The sequence below is a fragment of the Vibrio ezurae NBRC 102218 genome (assembly GCF_000467185.1).
GTDB classification, from domain to species: Bacteria; Pseudomonadota; Gammaproteobacteria; order Enterobacterales; family Vibrionaceae; genus Vibrio; species Vibrio ezurae.
The window spans coordinates 142,888-165,321 of the sequence record NZ_BATM01000008.1; the positions used below are offsets into that span (position 1 = coordinate 142,888).

21 protein-coding genes are annotated in these 22,434 nt (G+C 44.0%); 8 read left to right on the forward strand and 13 right to left on the reverse strand.

The window, feature by feature from the left end:
- Positions 1 to 2 precede the first annotated feature (2 nt).
- Entirely contained in the window at positions 3 to 1,994 is a 1,992-nt protein-coding gene (locus VEZ01S_RS04395) for a peptidase U32 family protein (protein ID WP_021712802.1), read from the forward strand.
- A 519-nt stretch (positions 1,995 to 2,513) separates the two neighbouring features.
- On the opposite strand, the gene tnpC is transcribed toward VEZ01S_RS04395, so the two are convergent.
- From tnpC to tnpA (VEZ01S_RS04410), 3 genes are read right to left on the reverse strand one after another with little or no spacing between them, the layout of a single operon-like run.
- A complete protein-coding gene (tnpC, locus tag VEZ01S_RS04400; RefSeq protein WP_021712803.1) occupies positions 2,514 to 4,043 on the reverse strand; it encodes an IS66 family transposase in 1,530 nt (509 codons plus the stop codon).
- Between the two features lie 59 nt (positions 4,044 to 4,102).
- Positions 4,103 to 4,456, reverse strand: a complete 354-nt coding sequence (tnpB, locus tag VEZ01S_RS04405) for an IS66 family insertion sequence element accessory protein TnpB (protein WP_021712804.1) — start codon at positions 4,454 to 4,456, stop codon at positions 4,103 to 4,105.
- Positions 4,453 to 4,764 carry an IS66 family insertion sequence element accessory protein TnpA gene (gene tnpA, locus VEZ01S_RS04410; RefSeq protein WP_021712805.1) on the reverse strand — a complete coding sequence of 104 codons (312 nt, stop codon included), beginning with the start codon at positions 4,762 to 4,764 and terminating at the stop codon, positions 4,453 to 4,455. Before tnpA (VEZ01S_RS04410) ends, tnpB begins: the two co-directional genes overlap by 4 nt.
- Before the next feature lie 532 nt (positions 4,765 to 5,296).
- Between tnpA (VEZ01S_RS04410) and VEZ01S_RS04415 the strand changes: the two genes are divergently transcribed.
- Positions 5,297 to 5,860: a hypothetical protein gene (locus tag VEZ01S_RS04415; protein WP_021712806.1), complete on the forward strand. Its 564-nt coding sequence runs from the start codon at positions 5,297 to 5,299 to the stop codon at positions 5,858 to 5,860.
- 200 nt (positions 5,861 to 6,060) lie between these two features.
- Here VEZ01S_RS04415 and VEZ01S_RS04420 read toward each other — a convergent pair whose 3' ends face one another.
- Positions 6,061 to 6,240: a type II toxin-antitoxin system CcdA family antitoxin gene (locus VEZ01S_RS04420; RefSeq protein WP_021712807.1), complete on the reverse strand. Its 180-nt coding sequence runs from the start codon at positions 6,238 to 6,240 to the stop codon at positions 6,061 to 6,063.
- Positions 6,241 to 6,323: 83 nt separating this feature from the next.
- On the opposite strand from VEZ01S_RS04420, the gene tnpA (VEZ01S_RS04425) reads away from it, so the two are divergent.
- Positions 6,324 to 6,662: an IS66 family insertion sequence element accessory protein TnpA gene (gene tnpA, locus VEZ01S_RS04425; RefSeq protein ID WP_021712808.1), complete on the forward strand. Its 339-nt coding sequence runs from the start codon at positions 6,324 to 6,326 to the stop codon at positions 6,660 to 6,662.
- A gap of 173 nt (positions 6,663 to 6,835) precedes the next feature.
- Here tnpA (VEZ01S_RS04425) and VEZ01S_RS04430 read toward each other — a convergent pair whose 3' ends face one another.
- Positions 6,836 to 8,104, reverse strand: a complete 1,269-nt coding sequence (locus VEZ01S_RS04430; RefSeq protein ID WP_021712809.1) for an NRAMP family divalent metal transporter — start codon at positions 8,102 to 8,104, stop codon at positions 6,836 to 6,838.
- A 164-nt stretch (positions 8,105 to 8,268) separates the two neighbouring features.
- Positions 8,269 to 9,132: a DMT family transporter gene (locus VEZ01S_RS04435; protein ID WP_021712810.1), complete on the reverse strand. Its 864-nt coding sequence runs from the start codon at positions 9,130 to 9,132 to the stop codon at positions 8,269 to 8,271.
- Positions 9,133 to 9,483: 351 nt separating this feature from the next.
- Between VEZ01S_RS04435 and VEZ01S_RS04440 the strand changes: the two genes are divergently transcribed.
- Positions 9,484 to 10,404, forward strand: a complete 921-nt coding sequence (locus VEZ01S_RS04440; RefSeq protein WP_040890120.1) for a ParB/Srx family N-terminal domain-containing protein — start codon at positions 9,484 to 9,486, stop codon at positions 10,402 to 10,404.
- A gap of 93 nt (positions 10,405 to 10,497) precedes the next feature.
- On the opposite strand, the gene VEZ01S_RS04445 is transcribed toward VEZ01S_RS04440, so the two are convergent.
- Both VEZ01S_RS04445 and VEZ01S_RS04450 read right to left on the reverse strand, forming a co-directional pair.
- Positions 10,498 to 10,953: a DUF411 domain-containing protein gene (locus tag VEZ01S_RS04445; RefSeq protein ID WP_021712812.1), complete on the reverse strand. Its 456-nt coding sequence runs from the start codon at positions 10,951 to 10,953 to the stop codon at positions 10,498 to 10,500.
- Positions 10,954 to 11,067: 114 nt separating this feature from the next.
- Entirely contained in the window at positions 11,068 to 11,454 is a 387-nt protein-coding gene (locus tag VEZ01S_RS04450; protein ID WP_021712813.1) for a hypothetical protein, read from the reverse strand.
- 359 nt (positions 11,455 to 11,813) lie between these two features.
- Here VEZ01S_RS04450 and VEZ01S_RS04455 point away from each other — a divergent pair, with 359 nt between their 5' ends.
- From VEZ01S_RS04455 to VEZ01S_RS04470, 4 genes are all read left to right on the forward strand, one after another.
- The gene (locus tag VEZ01S_RS04455) at positions 11,814 to 12,230 is read left to right on the forward strand and encodes a MerR family transcriptional regulator (RefSeq protein WP_021712814.1); all 417 of its coding nucleotides are present in this window, start codon (positions 11,814 to 11,816) and stop codon (positions 12,228 to 12,230) included.
- Positions 12,227 to 15,013 carry a heavy metal translocating P-type ATPase gene (locus VEZ01S_RS04460; RefSeq protein ID WP_021712815.1) on the forward strand — a complete coding sequence of 929 codons (2,787 nt, stop codon included), beginning with the start codon at positions 12,227 to 12,229 and terminating at the stop codon, positions 15,011 to 15,013. The genes VEZ01S_RS04455 and VEZ01S_RS04460 overlap by 4 nt, the downstream gene beginning before the upstream one ends.
- Positions 15,014 to 15,221: 208 nt before the next feature.
- Positions 15,222 to 16,562, forward strand: a complete 1,341-nt coding sequence (locus VEZ01S_RS04465; protein WP_021712816.1) for a hypothetical protein — start codon at positions 15,222 to 15,224, stop codon at positions 16,560 to 16,562.
- Positions 16,563 to 16,601: 39 nt separating this feature from the next.
- A complete protein-coding gene (locus tag VEZ01S_RS04470) occupies positions 16,602 to 17,030 on the forward strand; it encodes a hypothetical protein (protein WP_021712817.1) in 429 nt (142 codons plus the stop codon).
- Here the strand turns inward: VEZ01S_RS04470 and VEZ01S_RS04475 are convergent.
- The 5 genes from VEZ01S_RS04475 to VEZ01S_RS04495 all read right to left on the reverse strand — a co-directional run bounded on the left by VEZ01S_RS04475 (position 17,014) and on the right by VEZ01S_RS04495 (position 22,128).
- A complete protein-coding gene (locus tag VEZ01S_RS04475; RefSeq protein WP_255209328.1) occupies positions 17,014 to 18,303 on the reverse strand; it encodes a BamA/TamA family outer membrane protein in 1,290 nt (429 codons plus the stop codon). The genes VEZ01S_RS04470 and VEZ01S_RS04475 overlap by 17 nt on opposite strands.
- A 594-nt stretch (positions 18,304 to 18,897) precedes the next feature.
- Positions 18,898 to 19,503 carry an HNH endonuclease gene (locus VEZ01S_RS04480; RefSeq protein WP_021712819.1) on the reverse strand — a complete coding sequence of 202 codons (606 nt, stop codon included), beginning with the start codon at positions 19,501 to 19,503 and terminating at the stop codon, positions 18,898 to 18,900.
- Positions 19,500 to 19,952, reverse strand: coding sequence for a hypothetical protein (locus VEZ01S_RS04485; RefSeq protein ID WP_021712820.1), 453 nt, complete (start codon positions 19,950 to 19,952; stop codon positions 19,500 to 19,502). The genes VEZ01S_RS04480 and VEZ01S_RS04485 overlap by 4 nt, the downstream gene beginning before the upstream one ends.
- 8 nt (positions 19,953 to 19,960) lie before the next feature.
- Positions 19,961 to 20,413 (reverse strand): DnaJ domain-containing protein, encoded by a 453-nt coding sequence (locus VEZ01S_RS04490; protein ID WP_021712821.1) that lies wholly within the window; start codon positions 20,411 to 20,413, stop codon positions 19,961 to 19,963.
- Positions 20,414 to 20,742: 329 nt separating this feature from the next.
- The gene (locus tag VEZ01S_RS04495) at positions 20,743 to 22,128 is read right to left on the reverse strand and encodes an SLC13 family permease (protein ID WP_021712822.1); all 1,386 of its coding nucleotides are present in this window, start codon (positions 22,126 to 22,128) and stop codon (positions 20,743 to 20,745) included.
- Positions 22,129 to 22,434: the final 306 nt, after the last annotated feature.

Here is a 22,434-nt window from a genome sequence, read left to right on the forward strand (position 1 = left end):
GTGTGAAAAGAGAACAGTTCGAACTATTGGCACCAGGTGGTGACTTAGATTCAATTAAAGCTGCAATCGCTGCGGGTGCAGACGCGATCTATTGTGGCTTAGATAGGTTTAATGCTCGTAATAGAGCAACCAACTTAACATTGGATAACTTAAACGGTGTCATTGAACTGGCGCATCAACATCAATGTAAAATCTTTGTCACGCTTAATGTATTGATATTAGAGAGCGAGTTACCTGCTATCGTGCGTCTATTAAGTCAGTTGAACACGACCAAAGTAGATGGCGTTATTGTGCAAGATTTAGGTTTGGCCTACCTGCTTAAACATCATTTTCCCGAGCTAGATGTACATGCTTCTACACAGTTAAATACGCACAACGAAGGACAAATACTGTTCCTCAATCAGTTGGGGGCCAGTCGCGTCAACCTTTCGCGCGAGCTTAATATCACCGAGATTAAGCACCTTGCGCAATTTGGTTTGCAGCACGATGTATTGATGGAAGTGTTTGTGCATGGCTCCTACTGCATTGGCTTTTCTGGATTGTGCTATATCAGTTCTGCAAGAAACGGCGCATCTGGCAACCGAGGTCGATGCAGTCAGCCTTGTCGCGATCAGTATCAAACGACAGAAATGGGCAGCCATTACCCGTTAAACTTAAAAGATAACTCTGCCTTTGGCGATCTCGAAGCACTGGTTGATGCCGGTGTGTATTCATTGAAAGTAGAAGGGCGCATTAAAAAATCTCACTATGTGTTTACTGTGGTGGATAATTGGCGCAAGCAAATAGACAGATTTTGCGATGGTGAGCCGCTATTAACCGATAAAACTGAGCTGTATACCGTATTTAACCGCGATTTCTCGAACGGCTTTTTGCAGGGTAACTTTGGCAAAAACATGTTCATTGATAACCCAAGAGATAATGCAGTCACGCATTTTTCTAAAGTGTATCAATGCACCTCAGAAGAGCAGGTCAACAGCGTTAAAACCAAGCTTTACGACGATAAAACGCAAATCATTGAGCATGTGGCTAAGGCAACCGCTGACTTTGATGTGACCGCCGAAACTGGACATGGTTCAACATTAAAAAGTGGTATTGATACCTCGAAGATTTTAACTTTGTCTCATCATCAGCCAGAGAACTCAGTAGCGCACCTTTCAGTGCTAATTTCATCGCCAGAAGATGTGAGTTTATTGTCTCATTCCGATGTGGACGTGTATTACCAAATGCCAATGGGCGTAAAGGCAGAGCTGGCGAAACTTATCACACTCTTTACTGAGCACCCACAGCTTAAACCTTGTTTCCCTGCCATTTTGATTGGTGAGGATTTCTCCGCATCAATAGAGTTTTTAGCGGCTGTGCGCCCTGAAATGTTAATCACCAACAATGCAGGTGTGGCGTATCAAGCGCAGCAGATGAATTTAGTATGGGTGGCAGGCCCGCACATGAATACCTCAAACTCATTTGCGATGCATTGTCAGCAACAAGAATTTGGCGCAAGTGGTGCCTTCATCTCTAACGAATTGAGCAAAGTGCAAATCCGTCAGTTAAAGCGTCCACAAAACTTCAGAACCTTCTACAGCATTTATCACCCAAATACTTTACTAACCAGTCGTCAGTGTTTGTTCCAACAAACCGAAGGTTGTAAGAAAATCAAAGTGAATAAAGGCTGCTTAAAACGCTGTGAAAAACGCACTTCAATTATCAATCTAAAAGATAATCCGTATGTCATTCAAAAGCATAAAGGCAGTCACAACAGCATCTACAGTGAGCACAATGTGCTGAACTTAGAAATACTTGCAGATTTCCCTAACTTGCTGACCGATGTGATGATTGATCTTCGAGACATTCAAACTGAAACGCAAGTGGCAGTGTCAAAAGGGCAGTTAATCGAACTCTTCTTAGAGGCACTCAAGCAGAGTGAAGAGGGGGCAGTGGGTAATGTCCATCGGGCGTTAACACCAACGGTTAATCAGCAGTACCATAAAGGTATATAGATAGGTTTTTATTCTCTTATTTAGGATGGGACAGAAAAATCGTGATGCAAGCTATTGCGCTTTAACCTTGCAAGCGCATAAAACGCCTTAATGCAAAGTCACACTAGAGTCATTGAGGCGTTTTTTATTTGTTTTATGCGTATTTTTCGACACAAAGCTTCAACACAGTATTGGACAATTATGTGTCAGGTATATTACTAAATTAGGATATAACGGATTTGCTTAGGTATGAGACATCAACGCCCAATTAAGGGGTGAACAACGCTATCACCCAACCTAAAACACTGTGTCATAAACACTAAATTTGAAGAAGAAGCAAAAGGGCCAAGCGTTGTGAATCCTTCTTAAATTGCTTGTAGGTTTATGAAGCCATCGATATCACAGAGTTTGCAAGGCGCTTCTCGTTTCCAAGCTTAGTCGTATAATAACGCTCGTCGATACCAAATAGGACGTATTTTAGGTCGTCTTCTGATGATATTGAAAACTGTATGCGCCCCATGAACCCACGGGGCAATATTACTAGTGCTTGAAGTTCCAAGGTAGGAGCGCATCGATATCTGGCTCTGCTTTCGCCAACTCTTTCATGCACTTGACCATATAGTCATAGAGGATAAACCCATTAGCTTTTGCCGTTTCGACGATACTGTAAAGCATTGCGCTAGCGTCAGCACCATTTACCGTGCTCGAGAATAACCAATTTTTTCGGCCAATGACCAGCGGTTTAATTGCGCGTTCAGCACGGTTATTGTCTATCGATAAGTGACCGTCATCGATGTAGCGGATCAGCTTCGGCCATTGCCCGAGCGTGTATTTTATCGCTTTGCCTAATGGGCTAGAGCTTATCATTTGCTGGGTCGTCATCCACTCGTACAGTTCATCCAGTATCGGCTTGGCATGCCGCTGACGCTCTGCTCTTCGTGTTTCAACAGACGCACCTTTTAAGCGTGATTCTATCCCATAGAGCTTTTGGATTTTGGCCAACGCTTTATCTGCTTTGCCTGACTTACCTTTGCCTTGAAGCTTCTTCGCATCCATGAACTTACGCCTTGCATGCGCCAAGCAGCCAACATTGGTCACTTGGTGAAGACCGTCATAGGCCGCATAGCCATCGGTTTGCAGATAGCCATTAAAGTTACCCAAGAAAGCAACAGGACACGCCCTCGCGCGACTGTTTTGGTAGTCGTACAAGGCGATATTCTTCACGTTGGGGAGTGTGGCATCTGGGGAGTCTGCGCCTGACCAGTAGAGCCACATGTAACACTGCTTATCTTCCTTGAGAACATTGAGTGGCGTTTCATCCGCCTGAACCACTGCTTGCTCTAGTAGGTGCGTTTTCAAGGCTGCGTAAAGTGGAGCGAACTTCTCACTGACTTGGATAATCCACCTTGCTATGGTGGTGCGTGATAGTTCTATACCCGATTGGGTAAACAACGACTCTTGTCGATATAATGGCATTGCGTATTGATATTTGCCAAGGATGATGTTGGCGAGCAAGCTTTCTGTCGCGAAGCTCTTAGGGATAATGCTTTGTGGCGCTGGCTTTTGAACGATGTGGCTTTTTTCTTCTGTTTGCTCACACTGACAGCAAGCATACTTAGGACGAACATATTCCAACACTTTAAGTACCGCTGGCGTAAACTCTAGTTTCTCACTGCGGTCTTCACCGATTTTATGAAGGTCATGATTACAGCAAGCGCATTGCTTTTCATGGTCGTCTAAATCAAGTTCGATAACCTCACGGGGCAAGGTCTTTGGAAGTGGTTTGCGTTTACCGCGCTTCTTCGTTGTGGTGGTCGTCGTGACCTCAACCTCTTCTTCCTTAGCGGCTTCACATTCCACTTCGTTGAAGAGGTCACCTTGAGATTCATCGTAAGGCTTTAACGCCTCCGAGCGTTTAGCGAACTGGCGGTCGAAGGCAAGTTTGAGTTGTTCAAGTAGCGATTGACGCTCTTGTTTCAATTGGGTTTTTGACGCCATCAGTGCTTTCACCATCGCTTGTAGCTCGGCAACATCTTGACTTTCAGGGTTGATATTTGGCGTCTTTTTCATGGCATTTATTATACTAAAATTATGCCGTTAATGCTTGGTGGATAAGGCTTTATTATCGTTTAAGTCATTGTGAAATTGTTTATTTTAACGGGTTTATGGCCGATAATCGTGAAGCCAGAAAGCAGTCTATCAAGCTCGAATTGAGTGAGGGTAAACACCTCATTTTTCTCTTGTGTAGGCCACTTGTACTTGGCTTTTTCGAGGCGTTTATACCAAAGAGCAAAGCCTGTTTTATCCCAGTACAATACTTTGATTTTATCGCGCTGTTTGTTGGTGAACAGGAACAGTGCACCACTCCCCAAAAATAAGTCGGTGTCATTTTCAATAATCGCAGCGAGACCGTTAATGGACTTTCTAAAATCGACACTCTCACGATACAGGTAAACCTCTGGTGCGCTGAGCATACGTTTCATGATAACGCACCGATAAGCTCTGCGAGATAGGCCACTGGCGTGCCTTGCGGAATGCTCAGCTCAACATCATTGACAAGCAGTGTCATGTTAGCCGTTGCAATTTGAGCTTGATACTTCGTCGTCTTTTCGACGACTTCAGCTCTAACGAAGCCTTGATAAACCTCAGTTTTGTTGAGTTGTTTACGTTTGGCATAAAACGTTGAAGGATTGACTTCCTTGAGCTTACAAAATGCAAGTGTAGACAATGAGCTAGATTCAGATTGCTCGATAAGCGTTTGCCATTCTTGGGTGGTGCGTCGTATACCCATTTCAAATCTCCTCATAGTTGGAGACTTGATCTTATTATTCGTTTTAGGAGATTAGAATGCGGGGTTTATGACTCGCTTACCATATTTTAAGCTAACACTACACTATTACAACACCGACCAACACCCATATTGCGCCACTAAATTAAAAAATCAGAAGTATATTAGTTCTTTAATCGTATCGAAAATTCACTTTTTACTATTCGCAAAAAAATTTCTATCACATGCGTAAATTGAACTCAACCTTTACACTTTTCGTTGACTTATTAAGTCTGTCATAATTGTCAAACCAGATGTTAAATTCTGACAAGAAATAAGTCCACGTCCTAAATAGCACCCTAGTTTACGTTAGTGGGTTACAGTCCCCTGAGGGACAAAGACAACTAAGTACTACTGCGTAACTATACCCTCAACTTTATAGCATCAATAAACACCATGGATAGATAGTCGTAGAAATATTATATCCCTTACGTGAACCCTTGGAAGTTTAAATTAATTATGGGTAAAATAAAATTACACTTTAGAGGAATGAAATATGACCCCAAAACCTATTCTTGCCAAGATTGCCGCTACAATATGGTTGATTTTCGGCTGTGTTATGGCGATCACTTTACTTTTCTTGGCATCTAAGTTTGAAGGTCAAGAAGCAACGCTATTACTGTTCTCACTAATCATACCCACAGCATTCATACTTCCCGCGTATAGAATACTGATAAATAAGGCTAAAGGGGTAAAACTCACTTCTGTTTTAATCTTTTGTTTGAGTTTAGCTGTCATTTTTACTCAACGAATTCCAACTGAACAGTTTTTTATTCACCTAGCACTATTGTGTACATCTTTCTTAGGGTTTATTGGCGACAAGAAATACAAAATTTATGTGAACAATGCGAATACTAGCAAAAAATTTGCAGACCCAACTCGATTCCAAATTCTACAAAAAGGAATCTCGTTAGTTGTTGTTGATTCTACCAAGTTAACAGCAAGAGATGATTTGAATAAACTTTTCTTAAAAGGGTACATACTAAAATCTGAGATTAATGCAGATACTCCAGAAGAGGCTTTGGCATATTTTGAAAAACAGAATCTTAGTAGCACATAACCCACTGTTCCGGAAAGTTGAACAACCCGTCAAAATAGAGCATATAGTGCTACTAGGTTAAGTGATAATAGATTGGTTCGCGTTGGGAGCTAGCATGACATACCAGCCCATAAATATGCAGTCGGGCTGTATTGTCGAGGTGGGTATTACATTGCGTTCAAGAACGGTCGGCCAGTCTTTTTCTAACTCACATTGTGACACTAGAACACGCGGTGAGAATCAGAAAATAAACCATGCCTTCGGGTTAGCTCGTTACAAGCAGTGAGAGCTTCAGCATTTTGCTCTTGCCACTCTTCCTTAGTGCGTTGGGTGACCCCTTTCCCAAGGGTATTTTCCATAGTCGCTTTGTTTCGGGCTTGTGTATTGAATGATCTTCTCATGCCATTAATCGTAAACGGTTAATTAACCCCACGTACCAAGCTAACTGATTGTCTGCCATAGTATCTCTTTCTAAGGAGGTACTATGAATCAACAAGATAAACGGGCGTATTGGACAACCATTATTGAGAAGCAACAGCGCAGCGGCTTAAGCATCAAACAGTTTTGCATTGATAACAGTATTAGCTATCAAACCTTTTACTATTGGGCGAAAAAACTAAACCAGCCAGAGCCTCAAACTGAAGTACAGCCGATTGTCGTTACTGAGCCTGCTAAAGATAGCTCGACGTGTGTGATCTTAACCTTTGGCAATGGCATTCGAGCGGAGTTACCTGCCACACTCAGTCCTCAACAAATTAGTCAAAGGGTTGAAGTAATATCTACGGGGTCAGGTCTTTGTTTTTGCATAATATTTTACCCCTAGCAAGGAGAGGGGCATCAATAAGTTCACCAACACTCCCTGATTACAAACAAAAAGCACAAATTTAAAACCTAACTCGCATAAAAAAGGGGCTCAATGCGCCCCTTTAATATTACCAACACCAAAGCGCAATGCCTTGATTGCGATGATTCCATTTTTGCTATCAGCAGAATGGTTTACATAAACCACTTCCACCATACAAATAGAGCCAAGAAACCAAACAAATAGATAAGTCCAACAATGGACAGTGCTTTCAGTTTTGGTCCTACCGCAAGCTCAGCAGGTAGGGGAGTGCGTGTAACCAAAATAAAGTTCAGCAGGGCAAAAAATGGCGTTGTAATAAAGGCCAGTACCATTGCAAAGTTCAGCATTGGTAGCAGTGCTTTGGCCAAAAAGACCACGATAAACAGAGCCAATAGTGACACGACAAACATCCAAACTTGATTGGTCATTGGGTGAATGGTTTGGTTTTTACGTAGCAATCGTTGAGATTCAGTAATAACGCGTGAATAGCCGTCAATCACTGTGATGGTACTGCCAAAGATACAGAAGAAGGCTATCACTGCCACCAAGTAGCGCGACCATTCGCCAATGGTAGAAGCGTACAGGCCAATTAGCTGATGAGAAAAACCAACTCCAGAAGCTTGCAGTTCAACACCTGAGCCATGTAGCAATAGCGCGCCTAAAGAGACAAACACTAAGGCTAAGATTGCTGTTCCAATATAACCCACATTAAAGTCAAATAGCGCCGATTTTGGCGTCACCTCTTGATCTCTGCACTGACTTTTTAGCCACATTGACGTTAGGCTCGATATTTCGATAGGGGCGGGCATCCAACCCATAGTCACGACAATAAAACCAATTGCGGCAAGCGTCCAAGGCGAGGGTGATACAAAGTCTGGTTCTGGCGTTACAGGATTACCAAACGCTATCGCCACTGCAATTAAGGTGGTGATAGTTAATACCACCATGATGATTTTTGATAAGGCGTCTAATGCTTTGTAGTGCCCGACAAATAAAATGCTTAAACAAGTGACTAACACTATGATCGACAATGTGGTCATCGACAGGTCAAATGGAATGAAATAGGCCAATAAACTGGCGCTAAACATTAGCAGAGCGGCGGTGTTGACCACAGAAGAGATCACACTCAATAGGGCAAATAAAATAAGGTAAGGTTTGCCCAAATTAAAATAGCCTTCAACTAAGCTAGTCTTTGTGCCAACGGTATATTGAACGCCTGCTTTAAAAAATGGGTATTTTAAAAGGTTAACAAGCAAGATCAAAATAGCCAGTTGCCAGCCGTAAATCGCACCGGCTTTGGTGGATGCAACTAAGTGAGAACCGCCGACAGCAGCGGCGGCGGCCATGATACCGGGACCCAACGAGCGGGCTAGCGTTCCTAATCGAGAAGGAGAACTAGACGGAAGAGTAGTGTTTTCCATTTGCTTATTTACCTAGTGAATATTTTTAAATATCACTTATAAATATCACACATTAAACAAGTGTCAATAAATACATACACTCCGTTTAGAAAATTATACATCACAACTCAAATAGAATGTTTTATAAGCTGTTTTATAGGTTTATCAGTTACCTCATTGCATCCTTAACTGCTGGCGTTATTTGTCTTTGCGGATTTTTTATATAAAGTCAGTGCGATTCCGCCAAGGATCAGCATCATACTCATCAGTCCGCTCAATGTGAGTGTTTCGTTAAGAAAAACTACGCCCATTAGCAAAGCAATTGCCGGTACCGTTAATTGAGATAACGAGGCATTCAGTAAGCTCATTTTCGGCACTACGGCGTACCAGAGTACATAGCCGACGCCAGAGGTGAGTGCACCAGATATCACACCATACAGTAGACCTTGGGGGATTAGATTATCGGGTGAAAGTAGCCAAGGAATCAGGCTCAGAGAGATGATCGATGCAATGATAAACCCTTTGGTAGTCGCAGGAAGCGCAGCATTGGCACGTTGACCTAATAAGGTGAATCCAGCCCAACTTATCCCTGACAACAACATGCTTAATACCGGCCAAAAACTAAAGCCTACCGCAGAAGGGTTGACTAACCACACGAACCCAGAAAAAGAGAGCAAAATTCCAAGCCATTCTATTGAGCTAAAACGATGTCCGCGAAATAAATGTGCGCCTAATAACGAAAACTGCACCGCGCCAAATAAAATTAAAGCTCCGGTACCTGTAGTGAGAGAGGTATACGCTACGGAAAACAGCAAAGCGTAAAGAAATAAGCACACTCCAGACCATATTCCCAAGGACCACTGTTGATAAAATCCTTTAACGCCTTGAGTGCAGAGTAATATTACACTCAAGGTCACAGCGCCAGACATGATGCGAACTAAGGTAAAGACTTGCGCTGACGCTGCGCCGTCAATAAGAGCCAGTCGAGACAGCAAAGAGTTGGCGGCAAAGGCAATCATCGCAAGGCCTGTTAACAATAAAATGCGCATCAATAAGCACCAACGTAATCAAGTGAAAATGCACCAAATGAGAAAGTGGTAATCAATTTGTTGATAACGTTTTTTGCGTTGTGAGTGTCTTTTGAAGTGCTAATCATTATTTCCTTATACCGAAAGTAACCGCTGCTTTAGCTTAAGAGTGATCAAGGTAACATAGGGCTGATGAGGCATAAAATACAATTCATTATCAGTCCTAACTTGTGGTTATAAATAAAAGTTCATATTAAAAGTGACACATCTTCGTCATATGCCAGTCACGCAGTGTTCCTAAGATATCCATAACTTGCGCTAGGGCATTTAGCTTTATGCGTATTTTCAATGATCAATTGTTATGGATAGAAAATGAATTGTTTGAATAAGTCTTTAATCGCTTTGACCGCACTTGTCAGCATGCACCCGGTATTTGCACAGGATATTTCACAAGTAAAGCAGGGTGATGTGTATCAAGCTGTACTTTCCGAGTTAAAGCCAACTCAGCCATCAATTGGTTATGATCAGGTGTATTACAAGCTTGGGCGTTACCAACACGACGTTAAAAAGCAGTTCGATGAAATCTGTGAGGCAAATGGTCAAAAAGGACTGGTTTCTTTTGATACTAATTCTAAGCCTTCAGACCCAAGCACATTTGAATGTGAAAAGAACGTTGGTGATGTGCGTAAAGACATGAAAACCATCGTAGTTGCGCCAAACAACGCTATCTACCTAACGGATGGACATCATACTTTCAATACCTTCACTCATATGTCTGGCGGCGGTAGTGACTTTAAAGTGCACGTTATCGTAGAAAAAGATTATCGCCACCTAAAATCTATGGATGAGTTTTGGGCAGAGCTAGAAAACGACAAAAACGCATGGCTGTTTGATCTTAACAACAAGCCAGTTGCACACACAGATTTGCCACAGCAACTCGGCATGAGCAACTTTGCTAACGACCCATACCGCGCTCTAATGTACTACTCACGTGACGTGAGCTGGAACAAGCCTAAGCAACCGGTTCCTTTCCTAGAGTTCTACTGGGCAAAAGAGCTAAAGCCAGTATTTGACATCAACCGCTTTGATCTCACTACTGAAACAGGCTACATGGAAGCTGTAAAACAAGCCGCTGACGTGATTCTAGCGCTAGATACCACCAACCTAGGTGGCTCAGGTCTAAGTGCTAAAGAAATGGGACAATTTGATAGCTTTGATAATAAAGAATTCAAAAAAATGACCCGCAAGACTAGCAAGCTGAACTACATGTTAGGTTATAAAGCGTCGTTGTAATGTGATTGCTTGGCTACTTGTGGCAATAGCTCAGTAAAGGCTCCTTAGTTGGAGCCTTTATTTTATCTAGGGAAGAGTCATTAAGGTTGCTTGTTAATACTGAGCGTAAACGCGAGTACTGCCATCCTCTAAAAAGGCAATCACCTGAAAATCTTTATAGGCTTCACCTTCTTTTGCCATACCCGGTGAATGCATTGGCATCCCCGGAGCGCTTAAACCTTTCACGTCAGCTGGGCGCTCTTTGAGCAGTTTGGCTATCTCTTTTTCTGGCACATGACCTTCAATTAAGTAGCCGTCGATAATAGCGCTATGACAAGATTGCAACTTGCTTGGTAGCGAATGCTGTTGCTTGATTTCATGCCATTGATTTTGTTCATGAACTTCTACCTGATAGCCTTTGCTTTGCATGATTTCAGCCCACTCGGTACAACATCCGCAGTTCGGTGATTTATACATTTGGAACTGAGTGTTGGCGTAGCTTAGGCCTGTGAATAATAGTGAGGCAGAAAGCACGGAAGTGGTGCGCATTGTTTTTAAAAAGGTATTCATTGTGTACTCCAGTGGTATTACTCGCAAGATAGGCGGGTGATACGTTTTGTTTAAGATGTGCTGTGTTTAAGAACAGCTTTTTAAGCATTATTTGGTTGGTGTTGATTGATAACGCTAAACAATAGGAGGACGAATAGGTTGTTGCAGGTGCGGGCTTAGTAGTTGCCATTTATTACGCATCAAGGGGTCGGTACTTGTAATAGAAGTTAAAGCTAATCGAGGGGATGCGCTCAAATCGACCACAGTGCCACAGCTTTGTCCTGAACAAAGGTGCTCAACACAGTCATGCCCCATCTTCACATTGGTATGGTTGGCGCAGTGCACTTGTGCTGAATGCGCGGCATGACTCGATTGTACGCTTTCAACATTCGCTTGCGTTATTGCATTTGCCGGCATTGCGTGCTGAGAAAGGGAATTAAACGACGGCGTCACGCTGGCTACTAGCAGAGCTAGCATCCCCAAAATGGCGTAAAAATTGATGTGATAATGTCGTTTAATCATTGTACTACTCTAAACCTTGTCCTTTGGTTATAGCTTAGACGGTCTTTTTTGGTCAAGGTTAATATCATTTGTCGTGATGTAAATTAAATAACAGCAAATCAGCGAGTTAAACTGTTTGACCTATGCCTAGCACACAGGTTTTAGACTGTTACGGGAAATCATAAACAAAGGAAACAGATTATGGGTTGTTGTAATAAAGCGCCATCGGGCGGTACTCGTTCATTGTCACTATTTTTGAAGTTGGTAGCCGCAATATTTGTGATTATTTTCGTGATCGCACTCGTAACAAAATAATCGCTTGACCTATGTGTTGCTCCTAGGTTTTACACTAAGCTTAAAGTAACAATGAGAGATGAAAAATGATTACTTCAAAACTTGCCAAATTAGCCAATGTGTCACCGGATACGGTGCGTTACTACACCAAACGAGGTTTGATTGTGGCGACGCGAAACCCTGACAATGGTTATAAAGAATATGACCGCGCTGCTTTGCAACGTTTAAAGTTTATTCATCAAGCTCGTGAGATAGGTTTTGCGCTAAAAGAGATTGAAGCTATTTTGGCGTCAGCGGAGGAAGGAACTTCTCCTTGCCCCCAAGTAAGGCAAATGATGACCGAAAAAATCACCGAAACCGAACAGCAGATCTTAAGGCTGCAACAACATGTCAGCATGTTGAAAACCACCTTTGCTAGTTGGGAAAGTTTAAGTGATGGCACGCCGACCGGAGAGTCAATTTGTTGCTTGATTGAGTCTTGGACTAAGGACGACAACGCATGAGTCATTTTAGTCTGCGTCTTGCTGGCGTATCGTGCCAAGGGTGCATCAATAAAATAGTTAAAAAGGGACAATCACTTGATGAAACCTTTGCCATTGCAAGCACCGTTGCCAATAAAACAGAACACAATACGGACTACATATCAGCGCGAGTGAGCACCGCTCTTTCTCTGGATGAAACGATAAATCTGATTGAATCGGTAGGCTTTACGGCTGAGCAAGGGGCATTGCCATCTTATGTTGGCGCTGTGCAAAACGTGTCGTGTCAAAAATGTGTAGGCAAAATTACTGGTGCGTTGCGTGAGCTCGATGAACTGGCTGAAGTCAGCATTGATTTAGACACGCAAAGCATCGAAGTGATTGGTTTGTTATCGCCTCAGCAAATTACATCGAGCTTAACTGAGCTCGGTTACGCGCCTAACCATAATGAAGCGCAGACTTCTATTGAACAAGACAATAGCACTAATACAGCACCGCAACAGGTGAACAGTAGCGAGCAGTTAGTGCGTTTAAACTTATTTGGCGTGACTTGCGCAAGTTGTGTCGCAAGCATCGAAAAGGCGGTGAATTCAGCTATTGCAACTGAATCTGGGCATGAATCCATAACCATTAATTTTGCCAACCGCACCGCAAGCGTTTATTCCTCATTAACTGAGTCTCAACTTGTACAAACCATAGAAAACGCTGGCTATGGTGCATCTGTGATTGTGGATGAAACGGCCGCTGAATCTGAGCGTGAGCAAAGACAGCAACAAGAATATCAACACAAAATCAGGCACACCATAGGGGGTTTAAGTTTAGGTGTCCCTCTGATGCTGTATGGCATGTTGGGCGGTTCGATGACTGTGAATACCACGCAGCAACAACTGGCATGGGGCTTGGTAGGTTTGCTGACGTTGGCGGTACTTTGGTTTAGCGGTCGACACTATTTTATTGGCGCAAGCAAGGCATTTAAAAATCGCAACGCTAACATGGATACTTTAATTGCCTTAGGCACAGGCTCAGCGTGGCTGTATTCCATTGTGGTAGTGCTCATGCCTGCGTTATTGCCTGACAGTGCCCGTCATCTGTATTTTGAAGCCTCGGCCATGATTATAGGTTTGATTAATCTTGGGCAAGCATTGGAATTAAAGGCGCGCGGCAGAACCTCACAAGCGATTAAACGTCTGTTGGATTTACGCACCAAAACCGCGCTAGTGATAAAAAACGGTAAAGCCATTACCTTGCCCGTGGAGGAGGTGCAAATCGGCGATTTGGTATTGATTCGCGCCGGCGAAAAAATTCCAGTGGATGGTCAGGTTATTGAGGGCGAGTCTTTAATCGATGAATCCATGTTAACCGGTGAGCCGATTCCGGTGCTGAAATCCATCAAAGATACGGTATCGGCAGGCACTATTAATGGCGAGCAAAATTTGACTATTCAAGCGTCGAAAGTGGGCAGTGATACTATGCTGGCACAAATTATCGAGATGGTGTCGAATGCGCAAAACTCCAAACCTGCTATCAGTCATTTAGCGGATAAAGTATCGAGCGTGTTTGTACCGACGGTGATGATCTTATCCATCATTACTGCGCTCATGTGGTACAACTTTGGCCCTGCGCCAACGGTGATCAACATGTTGGTCACGGCTACTTCGGTACTTATCATTGCTTGCCCGTGCGCCCTTGGCCTTGCCACGCCAATCTCAACCATGATTGGCATTGGTAAATCAGCCGAGTTTGGCGGTTTGATTCGTAATGGCGACGCTTTGCAAATGGCAAGTAACATCGATGTGGTGATTTTGGATAAAACTGGCACCATCACCCAAGGCAAACCCAGTGTTGCCAATGTTGAGCATGTGCGTGAAAACCCGTTTACTCTGGACTATCTTACGGCGCTTGAGCAAGGCTCTACCCATCCATTAGCAAACGCTGTGGTTAGCTATTGCGCGCAACATAAATCGTCAATTGCGCCTTTAGCCGTGGCTGATTTTATTAATCTAACGGGTCGAGGTGTCACCGCTAATATCGATGGTCACAGTTTGTTATTGGGCAATCAAAGACTGATGCGTGAGCAGGGCGTCGATATTTCCGATGTTGCAGCACAAGCCGAGCAGTGGGAAGCGATGGCACATACTGTGATTTATTTTGCTATGGACAAGCAGTTACACACTTTACTCTCTATTAGCGATCCTATTAAAACTGAATCTGCTTCGGCGATTGCCGCATTAACTCAGCTTGGCATTAAAGTGATGATGTTAACCGGTGATAACGAGCACACCGCCAAAGCCGTAGCGCAGCAAACAGGCGTAGATGAATTTCATGGCGAACTGCTACCGCAAGATAAACTGCAATGGGTTGAAACCCTGCAACAGCAAGGTTTAGTGGTGGCTATGGTGGGGGATGGCATTAATGACGCGCCAGCACTGGCTAAGGCCAATGTTGGATTTGCAATAGGGCAAGGCACTGATGTGGCTATTGAAAGTGCTGATATCACCTTAATACGTGGTTCGCTGTTTGGCGTCTCTCAGGTTATTGAAGTGAGTAAAGCCACTATGCGTAATATCAAACAAAACCTATGGGGCGCATTTATCTACAATTCGGTGGGCATTCCTATTGCCGCGGGCGTGTTGTATCCGCTGTTTGGCGTGTTATTAAGCCCAATAGTGGCAGGGGTCGCGATGTCGCTATCGTCAATTACGGTAGTGAGCAATGCCAATCGATTGAGGTTGTTTACACCGAAAACACAGGAACCTTCACAAGGGTTAGCACAAGCAATAACACAAGGAGATCAGGCTAATGGTTAATCTAATAGGCATAGCACTGATTGGGTTTATCGTGTGGTGGTTTTGGCTGAAGTAACGGCGTACTTGTAAACACCTGTTAATATCAGTTTCGTTTTTATTAGGTAATTCAAATATCTATATACCGCAAATTGACTTACGCTATATAATTAGAAGGGTGTTACTATAACCCTGTAACGTCTTGTGAGTGGTATTAAGGATGGCTGAGTAAATGTTAGATTTGAAGATAACGGCAAAAAAGAGTATCGAGTTACAACAAACTCTCTCGGCCGCTTCACAATCGGAAACCACGGTTGAGTTTGTTATCCCAAGCAGTATTGATCTTGGAGATACTTTTTCTGCGGGTGATTTCTTTGATAACGCATTTACTCAAACGCGCCGCTTTCACAAAGGAAAAAGCATCAGCTTAATGCTGTTGTACATCAAAATACTGGAAAAAGAACAGCTTCCTTACGAGTCATACAAAACCTCTATCAGCTTATTCGCGTATCTCTTTATCAATGAGATACGCTCTTTTAAGACCACCCAAGAAAAAGAAGAGCAAGCAGTAGAAGAGATCATTGCTAAGGCAAAAGGTCACTCCAATATTTTGACCTCATTCCGTCGTTTTAAATTAGAAGATGACCAAAAGTTTGAACGCTTTCGTAAAGTAGACGCCATTCTCTCTTATGAATTTGAGCAATATTTGCTAAGACAAACTGCGTATGTGCAAAACATCAAAGGGGCGACAGTTGCCCGCGATTATTTGTCACAACTTTCTATAGCCGAAGATGAATATCGCATCACACAAATGTACGAAGGGATTTACTCGGTAAAAAGCATAGAAGCGGAAGACCAAGAAAAGCTCACTCGAATTTTTAACCAAACTGACCTGCAAAAGAAATTGCTAGAGTTGCCACTTCGCGTACATAGCAGCAGTAAGCGAGTGGGGGAGAAAGAGCGTTATCTGTCCCTTGCCATTGCCACTGGCCTGATTATGTTAGGTTTCAGTGTGGTGATTTTTCAGTTTCGTTTAATGGGGCTGGATACTGACTTGCAGTTTGTATTGGCGTTCGCCGCGCTGTATGTGGTGCGTGATGTGTTTAAAGAGAGCATTAAATCTTGGGTGTTTGATAAGATCATTCGTAAAAAACCGCGCGTGGTGTCCACCTTTAGTAAGCCAGATAAAAAAACAGATATTGGCTCGGGAGAGACGTGGTTTAACTCGCAACCCAACTCTAAGTTGGCGATAGCAAACCGTGAGAACATCTCACTGTTTTTTAAAGAGATCGTTAATTTGAAGAACTTTGAATACAACGGTTTTAAAAAGATAAAAACCAGCACCACCGTCGATCTTGGCCCAATTATGCGCTGTTTCCCAAGTGAAAATCGCGATATGTATGTGTACTCCACATCTAATAAATCACGTAAAGTGAGCATTTCACGTCGTGGTCGAATTGAAGTGAAAATTCATGAAAAGAAAACCGAGCCGGGCGGTATTAAAGAGCGCACCGCACGTTATCGAGTGACCTTTGATCGCACTAAGATCATCAAACTTGAACCTCTGCAATAGTCTCGTTTCTTTGTGGTTGGTGGGTAGTGAGTGGTGAATATGCCCGAACTTAGTTTTGAGCAGTGGGCTCTGATTGCCGATATTTATACGCCTGTGCTAGTTGTTATCAGCTTGAGGCTGCTTTATTTATCGTCAGGAGATCCAAGGAAAGCGGACATCAAAGCATTGTTAGCTACGACAGCAGTTGTGTACGCTTCCATGCTTTTAGATGACTATCTCAGTATTTGGCCGACGTTTAATGCAGATTACAGCACTCATAGTGGCATTGCTTTGGTGTTTGTAGCGCACATTGTGGTTAAAAGTGCGTGGCGAGCACGAATGCTCGCCATCGGCTCATTATTAGCTTATCTGCAATTAATGCATCATCAGCACTATCACACCTATTTAGATATGAGCTCAACGCTTGTCTATTTACTGCCACTATTTTGGTTAACTTGGCGTCAATTTGCACCTAAAAGGGCTGATTAACCATAAACCACATGTAACTGCCTTCCTCTGACATCGCATAATCAAGGCGCACCACTAAACCTGCTGCCAATGCGCGCACCGCAAAGCCACCATCTAATTTCATGTCTGAGGTAAGCTCGCCCAAATCGTAACTTGGCGCAACTTGTCCCGCCTCGGCAAAAGCGACTAACTGGAACCAATCTATATTTAAAAACCTTAGCCAAGAGACTTCTTTGATTGGGTTGTGGCGCAAGGTATATCGGTATTCTGCGGTGGCGTACAAACTGGCTTTATCATGGAAGCGGTTGGAATCAAAGCCGCGCATTCGATATAGACCACCGAGCGTTGCGCCTTCGTTATACGGCGGCGCGTTTTCAACTTGGCTATTTTGCGAATCAACCGAAGTGACTTTCCAAGAAGGCGAGTAGCCTGTCCAAAAATTCAAAGCGATGATGCGTTGCAGTGCCCAATTGCTCTCGCCGATGGAGATGTATTTACTCATATCCAGTTCGACAAAATCCCATTTGCTGTCTTGAGAGATAAGTGTGCCTTCATAGGAGTAGCCAATGTATTGACGGCTACCCATGGAGGGATTGGGAGAAAAATCGGTATTATCGTATTGAATGCCGAGCTCAAAAGCGTTCATATCGCCGTCTTGTTTGGCTTCGCCTGGATTGGTGTAGGATTGATAGCGATTAAACTGACGCAGTAATAGCACCGTTGAACCCGTTTCTAGAGGGTTCCAATAAATGCTACTTGGCGCATCGGTTAATAGGCCATTGCGCAAATGATAATGCGCTGTGGGGGAGTGCTTGGCCGAACCTAGGGGCAGGACGTATTCTATTTTGAAATCCAACCAGTTTGAAAAGCCATCCCCTTGGATATAATCATCTTGGCTTGAACCAGAACTGCCCGGTCTTGGATTATCGTTTGGCCAAGGCCCTGCGCCTAGGGTATAAGCGCGCTGATCAGGAAAATAGGCGTACATGCCAGAAACAGAAACAAAAGCCCGATCGGCAAACCAAGGTCGATAGTTCCAAAGCCCAGCGGAAACGCCGTAGCTCTCTTCGCCTCCCCAAGCGGTTCCGCCAATCACCAACTGCTCTTGACCAATCCCTTGAACTACGCCGCCGACACCAGCATTTAAGCCCATGGTTTCAGTCGAAAACAGATACGGCAGTGCCATGGCGTTTTTAGTATCGTTAGCATTTTCGGCGCGAGTAATGGTGTATTTCATGCCTACGGGAGTGGCGGCATCGACACAAAATGACAAAGCTAAAGTTGGCAGTAGCAAACTGCGACCGAAAACTTTAGTTAAGGTAGGGGGTATATAATTTTTTTGTTTATTCATCAGTAAGATATGAGCATCCTGCTCTCGTTAATTAACGTCCATTGATGATGATACAAATAAAAAACGCCAAGGAAAAGATAAGAAACTGCATGTTGTGCAATGGGTTTGTTTTGCGAGGTTAAATGATGAATAAAGAGGCAGTGCTGGGCCAAGCCATTGCGCTTTCCTGTTGCTTTAACCTAGTAAATGCACTCAAACGCCTTAATGTATGGTCACTCCAGACACATTGAGGCGTTTTTTACTGGGACAGAAATTTGTTCTGTGACGTACTCTTAGGCACAAAGATCCAACTCGTTATTGGACATTTCTGAGTTACGGAGATCTACCCCGCCAACACTGATTTGGACAGAAGTAAGCTAAATTGTATCTTTAATTCAAACATTATAAGAAATTAACCCCTGCGGTTGGCTTCCATGCTTACTTCGCTTCATCAAGCTGTTCGTCCATTGCAGAGTTACTCGTACTGTCAACCTATAAATTAAGTCGGTGATCTGTTACTGCACTTAACTCTCCCTGCTCTCTCAACGACGCCGATAATCAGCCTTTTTTGTCGTTGCGGTGCTCCTCTGTGTGGACAGGACGCAACAACAGTTCCATGTTAGTGGTTTCGGCTGCCAGCTCAGGGCGATCCGCAACTCGCTGTTTATGGTGAACCTCCGTTTTTTGATTCGTTGTGCTCTCTCCCGAGCGCTCACACTTACCGTCTTTTCCTTCGCTAGCCAGCTTGCGACGATACGCTTGTTTAGCTGCGTTGGACTTGGTCTCTACTGTGGTGGCAGCGATCGCACGTCGCTGAGTGGACTCAGGTCGCGACAGTACACTCTGGGTGTCTTGGTGGAACTTCAGAGCCTGTGCTTGCTGCTCAGCATCGGCACTTTGCATATTAGGTAAGTTCCATCCTCTTGCGGTGGAGACGCGCACATAGCGCTCACCATCGATTGTGGGCACTTTGTCACTGGTTGTCTCCGAGGCTTTTTGCGCCACATCGGCAGGATCAAGCCCTGTGGCCTCTGGGACGTCCTTTAAAAGCATGAAGTGCTGTGTGTTTGTGACTTGGGTGTCAGTGCGCACTTCAACAACGGTTGCACCAGACACTTCGCCGACAGGACTCAAAGTTTCTGGTATTAATGGCGTGTCACTCATGCATCATCCTTTTGTTGGTTGCCGATTTTGACAACAGTTTGATAAGAGATGGCAGCCACATCTGCGATCAGTTGACTGGTCGCCTCGTGCTTGGCCTGCTGCTTCGCATCTCGAGGCTGCTCGTAGCGTTCATCAATGATCTCCAAAGTCAAGCCTTGCGAAAGAAACGTTTGATCGTTCTGGTGACGGACCTCATCGCGGTCAGCTTCGGCAACTGCTTTTCGAAACGCACGCTGATCGGTGCCCAGTGCTTGCGCGAGAGCGCCCGTGTTATAATACGGTGTGTGCGTTTGGCTCTCAGGATTTACTTCGCTAAACGATTCATCTAGAAGATTTTGGTTGGCTTCGTCAATGCTGCCGTCGATATCAAGAGAGACTGTACTTTTCTTAGGCGTCAGCAATTCAGAGAGTGCGACGTGCGCTTGGGGCAGTTGGTGGTTCGACATCATTGCCTCGCTTACAACGTCATCAGGCTGTGTAGTTTCTTAAGGTTGTCGAACGCTACAGCGGCTCGTGGATCGTGAGGGTTTTTGTCTGGGTGTACTTTGCTCGACATTTGCTTAAACCACTGTTTTGAGAGTCTTTCATCGCTGTACATGTCCGAAGTGATCCCTAGCAGTTGATTGCGGCGCTTTCCGTCTACCTCATTAAGCAGGAAAAAGAGTTTGTCTTTTTCTGTCTTAAAAAATGAGATATCCGCCGTGCTAGAGGTAGTGTCTGTAGTTGCTAGTAGATGCTCTGTTGTCTCCTGCGCGACCTCGTTCACACACTCTTGGACGCTTTCTTGTACAGATTCTTTCACACCCTCAGTCTTTATCTCGGGTGTCGAGTTTTGTTTACGAACAAAGTAGAGGTGGCCAACCAGTCCTACATTAACTAGCAGAGAAAGAGTAAAGAGCAGTTCGATCATTATTGGAGATTCCTTTTATTCATGCGCAGACGCGCCATGCTTAGTCTTTGGAAGATTAAGAAATTACTAGAATATATGTTACGAGTCTATTGCTTTTCCCTCATCAAGTTGAACTCCTGTAACTGTGCTAGCCAAGATCTAACGTCCTAGCACATCTATGGACAGAATGAGTTTGCCAACACTTCCAGTGTGCAAATAATAGCTACAAACTTTAAACCTAAGCCCCATGAAAAAGGAGCTCATAAGAGCCCCTTCAGTAATAGCAGCACCAGAGCGCAATGCCTTGGTGCTGGACTGCCTCTTTGTGTGAATTGCTCGTAATAAATCGGCTACCAGAATACTGTCGCAATAAAGGTAAGCGCTACAATACACGCTATATTCAAGATAATACCCACTCGCATCATCTCTTGTTGCTTGATATGTCCTGAGCCAAACACAATCGCATTTGGCGGGGTGGCGACTGGAAGCATAAAGGCGCAGGAAGCGGCGACCGCAATCAATACCGAAAGTATGACAGGCGACATGCCAAACACTTCTGCCACCGTGGCAAAAATGGGAATCAGTAGCGCCGCACTGGCGGTGTTGCTGGCAAACTCGGTTAAGAAGACCACAAACAGCGCAATGATGGCGATAATAAACAAGATGCCAAAATCTGAGATAAGGCTACTTAGTGTATTGGCCAAGAAAACACTGGTGCCGGTGGCTTTTAGAACATTGCTTAAACAGATGCCGCCGCCAAACAAGATCAATACGCCCCAATCCGCGGTTTTTTCTATGTCTTTCCAGTGCACGACTCGTGCAAAGCCGACCAAGACGATCGCACATAACGCCACTATGGTATCAAAGCGCGAAATGCCGCCTAACATGGCGTTGATGGGTTTGCTAAATATCCAGCAACATACGGTCAACGCAAAGATAGACAAAGTGACGATCTTGCCTTTATCCCACACTACAGGCTCACGGTTTAACTCGAAGGTGCCTTTTAAGTTTGGCTTTAGCACTAAATAAAGAGTAGCAACGGCAATAGGCAGTAAGATGACGGTTGCTGGAACGCCAAATGCCATCCATTCGCTAAAGGTCAGTCCCACTTCGGCTGCTGCAATGGCGTTCGGCGGCGAGCCGACAATAGTTGCAATGCCGCCAATACTGGCGCTGTATGCTACGCCAAGCAGAACAAAGACATAGGTTTTTCGCTCTTTACCGGCATCCACTTTGCTGAGTACGCCGAGAACCAATGGAAGCATCATAGCGGCTGTGGCGGTGTTACTGATCCACATGGATAAGCCAGCCGTCACGCCAAACAACATAAATACTGCGGTGCTCATTTTGCCTTTTGCCATAATGAGCACTTTGTCGGCAATCACCTTATCGAGCCCTTGTACATGCATCGCTGCAGCAAGCGCAAAGCCTCCTAAAAAGAGAAAGATGATTGGGTTAGAAAAGTTGTTGAGGGCGGTTTGGGTATTAAAAATATCAAAGGCGACCGCTAAAATAGGCACTAAAATGGCTGTGATAGTCACGTGTAGTGCTTCGGTTAACCAAAGTACGGCGATAAACACCAATATGCTAATACCAAGTACTACCTGTGGTTCAAATGGCAACAGGTTATATAGAGCAATAAAGAGCACGATATCAGCGAGGATAATCATGCTATTTTTATGCATTAGCCATTCTTTGGTATTGGTAGGGAGGGGGACGGTGTCATTTTTATGCATTTTCTTTCTCCTCTTTTATATACCCATTGCTGTCTTTAACGGGTGCAGATGACGCGTTAATAGCCAGAGTGAGCTTTAGCCTTTGACGTTGTTATTTTTTTAATTCGCTTAATGTAGGGTGTACCACTTTGTGGTTATTAAATAGTCACATTAATTGTGGGTATATGAAACGAGGTTATTGCAATATTGTTAACTGAGGTGGGGTGTAGAGGGTTTTCTGATTTGGAATGTGTTGCTTATCACAGCTTTATTGCAAAAGAAGTGAACTTGCGAATATCCATCACAGTAAATCAGTGAGCAGAAATC

Bases quoted from the DNA above. Each gene is read 5' to 3' on its own strand.
- tnpC (WP_021712803.1), bottom strand. From the start codon at position 4,043: ATGAAAAAGACGCCAAATATCAACCCTGAAAGTCAAGATGTTGCCGAG.
- tnpB (WP_021712804.1), bottom strand. From the start codon at position 4,456: ATGAAACGTATGCTCAGCGCACCAGAGGTTTACCTGTATCGTGAGAGT.
- tnpA (WP_021712805.1), bottom strand. From the start codon at position 4,764: ATGGGTATACGACGCACCACCCAAGAATGGCAAACGCTTATCGAGCAA.
- VEZ01S_RS04415 (WP_021712806.1), top strand. From the start codon at position 5,297: ATGACCCCAAAACCTATTCTTGCCAAGATTGCCGCTACAATATGGTTG.
- VEZ01S_RS04420 (WP_021712807.1), bottom strand. From the start codon at position 6,240: ATGAGAAGATCATTCAATACACAAGCCCGAAACAAAGCGACTATGGAA.
- tnpA (WP_021712808.1), top strand. From the start codon at position 6,324: ATGAATCAACAAGATAAACGGGCGTATTGGACAACCATTATTGAGAAG.
- VEZ01S_RS04430 (WP_021712809.1), bottom strand. From the start codon at position 8,104: ATGGAAAACACTACTCTTCCGTCTAGTTCTCCTTCTCGATTAGGAACG.
- VEZ01S_RS04435 (WP_021712810.1), bottom strand. From the start codon at position 9,132: ATGCGCATTTTATTGTTAACAGGCCTTGCGATGATTGCCTTTGCCGCC.
- VEZ01S_RS04440 (WP_040890120.1), top strand. From the start codon at position 9,484: ATGAATTGTTTGAATAAGTCTTTAATCGCTTTGACCGCACTTGTCAGC.
- VEZ01S_RS04445 (WP_021712812.1), bottom strand. From the start codon at position 10,953: ATGAATACCTTTTTAAAAACAATGCGCACCACTTCCGTGCTTTCTGCC.
- VEZ01S_RS04450 (WP_021712813.1), bottom strand. From the start codon at position 11,454: ATGATTAAACGACATTATCACATCAATTTTTACGCCATTTTGGGGATG.
- VEZ01S_RS04455 (WP_021712814.1), top strand. From the start codon at position 11,814: ATGATTACTTCAAAACTTGCCAAATTAGCCAATGTGTCACCGGATACG.
- VEZ01S_RS04460 (WP_021712815.1), top strand. From the start codon at position 12,227: ATGAGTCATTTTAGTCTGCGTCTTGCTGGCGTATCGTGCCAAGGGTGC.
- VEZ01S_RS04465 (WP_021712816.1), top strand. From the start codon at position 15,222: ATGTTAGATTTGAAGATAACGGCAAAAAAGAGTATCGAGTTACAACAA.
- VEZ01S_RS04470 (WP_021712817.1), top strand. From the start codon at position 16,602: ATGCCCGAACTTAGTTTTGAGCAGTGGGCTCTGATTGCCGATATTTAT.
- VEZ01S_RS04480 (WP_021712819.1), bottom strand. From the start codon at position 19,503: ATGAGTGACACGCCATTAATACCAGAAACTTTGAGTCCTGTCGGCGAA.
- VEZ01S_RS04485 (WP_021712820.1), bottom strand. From the start codon at position 19,952: ATGATGTCGAACCACCAACTGCCCCAAGCGCACGTCGCACTCTCTGAA.
- VEZ01S_RS04490 (WP_021712821.1), bottom strand. From the start codon at position 20,413: ATGATCGAACTGCTCTTTACTCTTTCTCTGCTAGTTAATGTAGGACTG.
- VEZ01S_RS04495 (WP_021712822.1), bottom strand. From the start codon at position 22,128: ATGCATAAAAATGACACCGTCCCCCTCCCTACCAATACCAAAGAATGG.